The organism is Vibrio sp. 1731 (assembly GCF_033339955.1).
Classification (GTDB): Bacteria; Pseudomonadota; Gammaproteobacteria; order Enterobacterales; family Vibrionaceae; genus Vibrio; species Vibrio alginolyticus.
Map to the genome: position 1 here is coordinate 1 of NZ_JAWOVO010000048.1, position 8,213 is coordinate 8,213.

The window sequence follows — 8,213 nt, forward strand, 5'->3', positions numbered from 1 at the left end:
CCATTAAGCAAGCTATTGAAAGTGCGATTTTTTTCATCATTTTCCTTGAAGCATATAACGCCTTGTTAAGGTGTGAGGCACGCAATACCGAAGCCTCCGCATACCACCTTAACCATTAAAACCAACGCATAGTAAAAATGCCACGCGTGCCGAATCACTCTTGAACAATTTGTTATGCTCGTACTCAAAGAAATTGGAGAATTAAGCAAGTGATAAACGCTGGAAGCCCTGCAATAAAGAAAACCAAACCTGTCTGGAAGTTCATTCTATGCTGCTCTCGTTGGTCTTCTTCGAAATCATGACCTTCTACCATTTTGTAAACTTTATCTGTTCTAGAATCATCCATATGCGCTGTTTTACTATATACGCCACCTTCCCACATAAGCTTTGCTAAAACCCAGTTCACGATAACAACGAAGAACAGAAAGTCGACTGGCTGAGTAGCAGCAAAGAAGGGGACAAACTGAGCTAAGAGAATAACAATCAATGCTGCAACAAGATTGATTAGCACCACTTTCTTCAGTAAATTGAGCAAAATTCCCTCCTAGAGCATAACGCCCAATTAAGGTGTGAGGCACGCAATACCGATGCTTCCGCATACCACCTTAACCACTAAAACCAACGCATACCAAAAATGCCACGCGTGCCGAATCACTCTTAAATTGTTTGTTATAAAGCGGACTCTACGTTAAACGCCTTTTCTAACCACACCGAGCTTATGTACTGCCTGTGTTTCTTCGCATACTCATTGAAAACTCCGACTTCTCTGAAACCAAACCGTTTATGTAATGCAACTGATGCGTCGTTTGGTAATGCAACACCCGACAATACACGGTGGACACCGTAAGCACGAATAGATGAGAACAACTGAGTATATAGTTTAGAACCTAAACCTTTCCCTTTAGCTTCTTGTGCCAGATACACGGTCACTTCTACAGTATCGTCAAAAGCTGAAATTGCTCTGTACTGTTGGGAACATGCAAAACCTAGCAATTCGCCGTTTTCTATAGCGACATATAGTTGATATTTGGTGTTGCTAGAGAACTGAGAAAACCATTTCTGACGATTTTCCAGAGTAAATGGAACTTCCTCAAAGCGTGCATTGGTGTGTTCAATATAAAAATTAAAGATGTCTGTAATACCAGCAACATCTTCAAGTTTACCTGTTCGAATTTCCACGAAATTTCCTTTTTCTTCGAGCTTTATAACGCCCAATTAAGGTGTGAGGCACGCAATACCGATGCTTCCGCATACCACCTTAACCACTAAAACCAACGCATACCAAAAATGCCACGCGTTACGAATCACTCTTAAGCAATTTGTTAGTACATGCGCTACTTCTATTTATGCGCTCCAAGATATTGAAAACTGGCATGATATGAAAGGCTTTGAACACTGAAGTGAGACGGGCAGCTACAAAACTTAAAATCGATAGAGAGACGAAAGTTGGCTAGAAGAAAAACGCACTGAACAACCCTACTTTCGCTTGCTTCAAATTAGAAAAGGATTCTTTCCTCGTACTTCAACAGCCACCCCAAAAGTAATCAAGGTTCTCTCAAAAGCCACCACGAAAATGAAGAAGCGCCAAAGAAATAGGCTAAGAGTTAGAAACCGTAAACGGAGAAATCAAAGCGAACACTCCGCATATAGTGCCACCGGAAAGAACGTGAAAGGAACAAACTGTAAGGTGTAAAGACGGGCGCCAAAACAGATAAACACCAAAACTTATGACCTTTAATATCAAACCCGTACTAACGCCGCATTAAGGTGTGAGCGACGCTTGGCTATACTTGAGCGAAGCGAAAACGCCAAGCGTTGCGAATCACTCTTAAATGCTTTGTTAGCCAACGGTCTACGCTAATCTAGAAAAAACACAATCTTTAAGCTCATTATCATCTAAGTTTAAAAGCTCAAACTCATGTATAAAGTCTTCTAACTTTTCTATATCAACTAGAGCGATATAAATTGCATCAATGATTTCTTTTGTGTGATCTCTTCTATTTAAATCCCAAATTTCATTAGAACTACTTTCTACACTGAAGCTAAACAGGGAAGCACTCGCTTCTTTTAATAGAGACCCAACAGATTTAAATCTATCATCAAAGTCGATTAATAATTCGATTCTTTCTGCGTCATATCCAGGGTTAGTATAATGCTTAATATATAGAGAATTATTAAAGTCAGGCTTTTGTTCGTTTTTTTGGCTGTACTGATTCCAAATTTTTTGAAAAGGGAGTAAAATGTGTTTATACAATGGCAACAAAAAATCTTTTAGTTCTATAATTTTTGGATCTATAACTGATTTTACACTAGAACTATTTTTCTGTTTTATTATTAGAAAAACTGTGTAAGCAAACAAAAAATTAACATACGCTTTCAATAGAATCAAAAATCTATCCACAGACTCATCTGTGATATTTGAGCTTAAAAAATGATCTGACTCTTTAAGTAAACGTGCCATTGTTGACTGAAAACTCCGAGCCAAAGGCACTGCACAACTATAGATTTGTGTTGAAAAATCTTCAATATTCTTGTGCATTGAGATGTAGTCGAGCAGTGTATTATAGGCATCTGATAGCTCATCAAAATGCATATCTAAGTGAATTTCTTTAATGCTATCAATTAACTCTTGTGTATCAAACTGATATACGTAATTATTATTAACTTGAAAAAACGAACTTGGATAATTTTCTGACTCATGCTTAGATACTTTATCAAGCTTTACGATTTGACCTGAAGCAGTGTCTCTAATAACCATTTCTTGCTTTACAAAATTACCCGAGTCAATTTTTTCTTGAATCTCTATCTTAGACAAATTTTTATACTTACTCACAACTTGCACTCTCTCTAATCAAACAAAAAAAGAATACCATGATTACTACAAACTTAGTTAATTCTGTATATTCTTTTCAGTTGGCTAACGCCGCGTTAAGTAGTGAGCAACGCCACCACCTTACCTAAACCATTGTGCCGTAAACACTAAAGCTGAATCAAACCGAAAATGCCGAGCGTTGCGAATCTGCCTTAAACGCCTTGTTAGAAAGATATGAGCACTAAAGTAACAGGCACAAAAAAACCCGATTGGAGGTCGGGCTTTCTGTTACTTATAAAAGCAATTGGAAGTTACTTTGAATAAGCAGTTCAACATGTTTGACATACACATAATAGATCTAAAATTAGTAATAATCAAACCTTTCCATAAAACGTTGTTTCATATAGAATGCGCGTGTCAAATTGAGATGTTGACTCATAATTGAAGCCAAACTATTAACTGTACGGTCAGAAAACAGCTGGAGAGTATTCTTATATCCTCCTGAATATTTTTCCTGTTCTATACCGTTACTAGTAGAGCCGGCGTGGAAACTGGTGCCCCGATTACTGAGTAAGCAGTTCAACATGTTTGACGCAAAGTTGAACCTTAGATGATCTACGATGGCAACGGCGAAGTCAAGGTGCTTGCTCCTACTATAAGGAGCCCCAGATGGAATTACTAGCAGTCATCCTAACTGTTGTTTATTACATCATGTGTATTGCTGAGAAAGCGTATTCATGGTTTAAGAAACACAAGTAACATCTTTTAGCTGGCAAATATAGCACCATAGAACCACCTGACCCCATTCCGAACTCAGAAGTGAAATATGGTAGCGCCGATGGTAGTGTAAGGTTTCCTTATGCGAGAGTAGGACATTGCCAGCTTCCCCTTTCTTTCTAACGCCGCATTAAGTGGTGAGCAACGCAGACCACCGAACTAAAAGTATGATTCGGTAAACACAGAAACTAAAGCAAACCCAAAATGCCGAGCGTTGGGAATCCGTCTTAAATGCTTTGTTATATTTGTTTCCACGTTTGTGCTGAGATTGATAAATACACCCAAACATTCCCTTTTTTATAGGTATCTGGCGCACCAGAACCTCCGACGCAGGGATAAGGAGTTGCAATATATACTTGCTCTTTTTCTAGAACACCACAGACTTCTTTCACTCGCTTAATGAAACTTTTATGAAGTACATCTTCTTGAAATTTTGAATTGGTCAAAACTTGATCCTCAAATTTCTCCCACTCATTAAAGCCCATTGGATGGAATGAATTTTCCATAGTCAACAAAATACCGACTTCCCCAGTAACTGAGTTAATCAAAAATACATCACCAAGATCGCTATATCCTTTGATTTGATCAAAATCACCTGTAATGTCAGCCCAGCCGTCGAGGTATTCCTGTCCTTTTGTTTCTTTCAATATGTGGTACATAAATCTCCTAAAAATATAACGCCCAATTAAGTTGTGAGCAACGCTACCACATTACTCATGCACTTCACCATAATCACTAAACCAATTGAAACCGAAAGTGCCAAGCGTTGCGAATCAGCTTGAATTGCTTGTTATGTTTCTACTACCTTCACATGACAAGGCAGCATCGTAAACGGAGTTTCTTGAGGGTCATCAGGATATTCTTTTAGGGTAAAAATGCTTTTCTCATAATAATAGTTACCCCGAAACTGACTCCATTTTTCACTCTTACCGACGATTTCATTTTCGTAAAAAACATCCATAACCCAATTGAAAGTATCCAGATTATCTATTTTAGACACTCTAACCCCTGAGTTTATCACAGTGGTAGCTTCGCCTTCTTTAAAGTGTCCGGTGACCTGTGGCGATTCTGTTAGCGAAAAAACTATATTAAGTTCAACGCCTTCAGCAAATTCACATTTAACAAACTTCTCTTCTGCATTAACTGCATACGAAAACAATACAACAAACACACCTAGCCATCTCATAATAGTTCTCCACCAATAAAAACATTTTAAGACTAGGCATAAATATTATTGTTTGAAGTATCAATTTTTGGAATCTGATAAAGTGTCTACTAAACGTGGGGTACTCGGAAACATAACGCCGCATTAAGGGGTGAACAACGCCACCACCTAATCTAAACCATTGTGCCGTATACACTAAAGCCAATTCAAACCAAAACTGCCAAGCGTTGTGAATCCCTCTTAAATGCTTTGTTATGTTTAAAAGCCAAGGCGCTCGCGGAACCTATCTTTTTGTTGTTTAGACATACATAACCAGATATTTTTTTGCATGTCTTTTGGCATATAAGACAGCTGAAACTGGTAGAACTCACTTCGTAAATTTACTGAGTAATCGCTAGCTCTGAAAGCAATATTATGCTCATCCAAAAGCTCAAAGAGTACTCTTAAGCTATCCGGAGGTAGAGACTTACCATCTTTAATCTCCAGAGCCATACTATGTATGGTACCTCTTTTTTCGAATGCAACTTTCCACAATGAACGCAAAGGATCAAGACTAGAGTCAATTTGCTTTGCTTTTAGTGCCTTATCTAGGACTTTTTTACGTTCTTTTTGATCGAGTAATTCGCGTTCGTTCTCATCAAGAACCACGATTTCCTCGAAGCGCAGAATACATGAAGAACCCACCCACAGCTGATTGGAGTTACATCCATTTTCAATTAGGAAATGATACCGAAGTTCGTCATGTTCACACAGCTCACATTGCTCAGTAGCTTCGCCATAATCAATAACCTCACCACTAAAAATCCATTCTTTACAGGCATTACTGAAGATATCGGCTTTGCTTAGAGGAACTAAATTCGCGATGGATCTTTCAAGCCACGGATTAACTCTTTCAGCCATCGTTTCCTCCTTAAACATAACGCCCTGTTAAGGTGTGAGCAACGCAATACCGATGCCGCCGCATACCACCTTAAACACGAAAGCCAACGCATAGTAAAAATGCCACGCGTTGCGAATCACTCTTAAACAGCTTGTTATACCTAGTTTGCCCAACTTATGTCAGTTATCACCATGTAAGTAAAACCCGTCTCTCCCGTGGTTCGGTAGGCACCTTTAGCTTCCAAAAGATAAGAGGTCACGGAAGTCATTTCCCACCCATCAATCTCATCCGCTTCCCACTTGTCTATGATAAGCGCTTCATAGCCTTTTGACTCGCCAAACTCTCGAACGATGTGCATCTGATCTTTTACATTGTCATAAATGTAAGAGTTTGCCCAAGACCAAAGCCATGTATTTGACGTGGTAGAAATAGAACCGACGAACTGTACCTTTGCAATAACAGCAACCTTTCCATCGTTTGAAAATATAAGAGTACCGCTTTCCTGATCCCAGTCGAAACGCTCATGTTCACCAAGTTTAAACTCGCTCATCAGCTTGCTCTGCTTTTCTGTCAGAGCAGTATGCGCTTCGGTAACAAAATCTTCCCAGCTAATATTTGCGTTGGCATTTGAAACGAATAATCCCATGGCTGCTGTTAGTAATTTCTTCATAATTCTCCTACGAGGTATAACGCCCAATTAAGGGGTGAACAACGCCTCCACCCAAACCTAAAGCCTTGTGCCATAAACACTAAATTTGAAGTAGAAGCAAAAATGCCGAGCGTTGTGAATCCCTCTTAAATTGCTTGTTATGGCTAAATTGCACCGTGATAAATTTTGTTATCAAACGAAGCTTTATCGAAGCGTCGAATGTAGTCCAATAGTTTTACAATGTATTCATCGAATTTTTCGAAGTCTTCCGGCTCACTTATATTAAGCATTGAAGATTTTTTAATGTAGAAAACTATTCTTGCCCAAGATTTAAAGTGCTCCTCTGATAAGTCTGCAGCAACAGGCAAAAGAGCAGTTAAAGCATCAATATCGATTTCACAATGTTGAATGAAGCTATGACGGAATGAGCTTGGGATACTTTGAGCGCCTGTGAACTCGCTTTTTAGTCTGTTTAAAACAGTTTGATTTTCTGTATGAGATAAACCATAGAAACTGAAAGCTTCTGGCATAGACTTAAACTTAGAAAACTCATTTATGATGAAAATGAGAAATTCTCTCAGACGTTTCTCTTTTGCTATCTTTGCTTTTGATTCTTCACGCTCTTGCCACTTGTTAAAAACGAGTAAAACTACAAAGAGTTCAAAAAACACTCCCGTAAACTCTGGCAATAGGTTGTCCGTATAATGGGCTAATCCATACTTCACAAAGCCATGTGTAGCAAAATAAACGAGTACCAAAAGACTAGACCACATAATGTTGGTCTTGTTTAAATGCTTAGAAACTTTCAAATTATCTCCGTAATTAATATTTAGCTATAACGCCTTGTTAAGGTGTGAGGCATGCAATACCGAAGTCGCCGCATACCACCTTAAACACTAAAACCAACGCATAGTAAAAATGCCACGCGTGCCGAATCACTCTTGAACAATTTGTTATGTGGTTTTCCCACGTAATCCTATTAAGTTCCCAAATGGGTCCTCAACTTGGCACATTGAAAGCCCATCTTCAATTTCCATTGGTCCACGATAAAGGCACGCACCGAGTTCTTCAAAATGAGCCAGGGCAACGCATAAGCTATCAACTGACCAATAAACAACTGTGCCACTTTTACCAGCACCAACCTTTTTGTCTGCTTGGACTATTTCTAGTGAGAAACCATTTATCTCAAGCGCTGTGAAGTCAAAGTCAGGATGATAAACCGGAACGGCTTCTGGAAAAGCTTTCTCGTACCATTCAAGACCTTTCGCTACATCTGGGACATGAACAAGAACCGCTGATGGATTCATAATTTTTCTCCAACCACATAACGCCCAATTAAGGTGTGAACCACGCGACCACATAATTCAACTAGAGCACCATAAACACCTAACTAAACCCAAACTAAAAATGCCAAGCGTGGTGAATCACTCTTAAATTGTTTGTTAGGTGCGTAGCTTAATCTTGCACTAACCTAACCCATTTTGCCCGCCATGCCTGTGCTTCCATTGGGTCTGGCCAGAACTCTTTTTGCTTACTTATCAGGCTGTTTTCAACAGTATGAAAAGTTATAGCACGTGCTTTTTGGACACCATCTGTAATTGATACATCAGTGACTACTGTTTCACCGTCGCAAACTACGGAGTGAACTGTAAACTCCCAAATACCATTCGCAGGGTAACAAGTATTGATAGCCGTGAAGTTGTCTCGGCCAATAATGAGTTCACCCGACTGCGGCCAGAAACCCTCAAAATCTGGGCTAAGCCACTCGCTTGCTTTGGCAAAGTCATTTGTTTTCATCGCATCCCAAAAAGCTAGGACGACTTCCTTTGAGTTCATGATTTCCTCCAAGCACCTAACGCCGCGTTAAGTGGTGAACAACGCGACCACCCAACCTAAATCATTGTGCCGTAATCACTAAAGCTGATTCAAA

10 protein-coding genes and 1 rRNA gene are annotated in these 8,213 nt (G+C 39.3%); 1 reads left to right on the top strand and 10 read right to left on the bottom strand.

Features of this window, described 5'->3' with window-relative positions; genetic code table 11:
- Positions 1-184: 184 nt before the first annotated feature.
- From R7035_RS24680 to R7035_RS24690, 3 genes are all read right to left on the bottom strand, one after another.
- Positions 185-535, bottom strand: a complete 351-nt coding sequence (locus R7035_RS24680; protein ID WP_258636708.1) for a hypothetical protein — start codon at positions 533-535, stop codon at positions 185-187.
- 134 nt (positions 536-669) lie between these two features.
- The gene (locus R7035_RS24685) at positions 670-1,179 is read right to left on the bottom strand and encodes a GNAT family N-acetyltransferase (protein ID WP_115386096.1); all 510 of its coding nucleotides are present in this window, start codon (positions 1,177-1,179) and stop codon (positions 670-672) included.
- 673 nt (positions 1,180-1,852) lie between these two features.
- The gene (locus R7035_RS24690) at positions 1,853-2,833 is read right to left on the bottom strand and encodes a hypothetical protein (protein ID WP_262681914.1); all 981 of its coding nucleotides are present in this window, start codon (positions 2,831-2,833) and stop codon (positions 1,853-1,855) included.
- A gap of 747 nt (positions 2,834-3,580) precedes the next feature.
- Between R7035_RS24690 and rrf the strand changes: the two genes are divergently transcribed.
- Positions 3,581-3,696, top strand: a 5S ribosomal RNA gene (gene rrf, locus R7035_RS24695).
- A 132-nt stretch (positions 3,697-3,828) separates the two neighbouring features.
- On the opposite strand, the gene R7035_RS24700 is transcribed toward rrf, so the two are convergent.
- The 7 genes from R7035_RS24700 to R7035_RS24730 form a co-directional block, all read right to left on the bottom strand.
- The gene (locus R7035_RS24700) at positions 3,829-4,248 is read right to left on the bottom strand and encodes a T6SS immunity protein Tdi1 domain-containing protein (protein WP_060657947.1); all 420 of its coding nucleotides are present in this window, start codon (positions 4,246-4,248) and stop codon (positions 3,829-3,831) included.
- Between the two features lie 131 nt (positions 4,249-4,379).
- The gene (locus R7035_RS24705; RefSeq protein ID WP_085570155.1) at positions 4,380-4,775 is read right to left on the bottom strand and encodes a hypothetical protein; all 396 of its coding nucleotides are present in this window, start codon (positions 4,773-4,775) and stop codon (positions 4,380-4,382) included.
- Positions 4,776-5,012: 237 nt separating this feature from the next.
- Entirely contained in the window at positions 5,013-5,654 is a 642-nt protein-coding gene (locus R7035_RS24710; protein WP_053808551.1) for a hypothetical protein, read from the bottom strand.
- Positions 5,655-5,794: 140 nt separating this feature from the next.
- A complete protein-coding gene (locus R7035_RS24715) occupies positions 5,795-6,304 on the bottom strand; it encodes a DUF6882 domain-containing protein (RefSeq protein WP_020838879.1) in 510 nt (169 codons plus the stop codon).
- A gap of 143 nt (positions 6,305-6,447) precedes the next feature.
- The gene (locus R7035_RS24720) at positions 6,448-7,092 is read right to left on the bottom strand and encodes a hypothetical protein (protein WP_262681916.1); all 645 of its coding nucleotides are present in this window, start codon (positions 7,090-7,092) and stop codon (positions 6,448-6,450) included.
- Positions 7,093-7,236: 144 nt separating this feature from the next.
- Positions 7,237-7,590: a VOC family protein gene (locus R7035_RS24725; RefSeq protein ID WP_318095728.1), complete on the bottom strand. Its 354-nt coding sequence runs from the start codon at positions 7,588-7,590 to the stop codon at positions 7,237-7,239.
- A 148-nt stretch (positions 7,591-7,738) separates the two neighbouring features.
- A complete protein-coding gene (locus R7035_RS24730) occupies positions 7,739-8,119 on the bottom strand; it encodes a nuclear transport factor 2 family protein (protein WP_053809702.1) in 381 nt (126 codons plus the stop codon).
- Between the last annotated feature and the right edge of the window lie 94 nt (positions 8,120-8,213).

Bases quoted from the DNA above. Each gene is read 5' to 3' on its own strand.
- R7035_RS24700 (WP_060657947.1), bottom strand. From the start codon at position 4,248: ATGTACCACATATTGAAAGAAACAAAAGGACAGGAATACCTCGACGGC.
- R7035_RS24705 (WP_085570155.1), bottom strand. From the start codon at position 4,775: ATGAGATGGCTAGGTGTGTTTGTTGTATTGTTTTCGTATGCAGTTAAT.
- R7035_RS24710 (WP_053808551.1), bottom strand. From the start codon at position 5,654: ATGGCTGAAAGAGTTAATCCGTGGCTTGAAAGATCCATCGCGAATTTA.
- R7035_RS24715 (WP_020838879.1), bottom strand. From the start codon at position 6,304: ATGAAGAAATTACTAACAGCAGCCATGGGATTATTCGTTTCAAATGCC.
- R7035_RS24725 (WP_318095728.1), bottom strand. From the start codon at position 7,590: ATGAATCCATCAGCGGTTCTTGTTCATGTCCCAGATGTAGCGAAAGGT.
- R7035_RS24730 (WP_053809702.1), bottom strand. From the start codon at position 8,119: ATGAACTCAAAGGAAGTCGTCCTAGCTTTTTGGGATGCGATGAAAACA.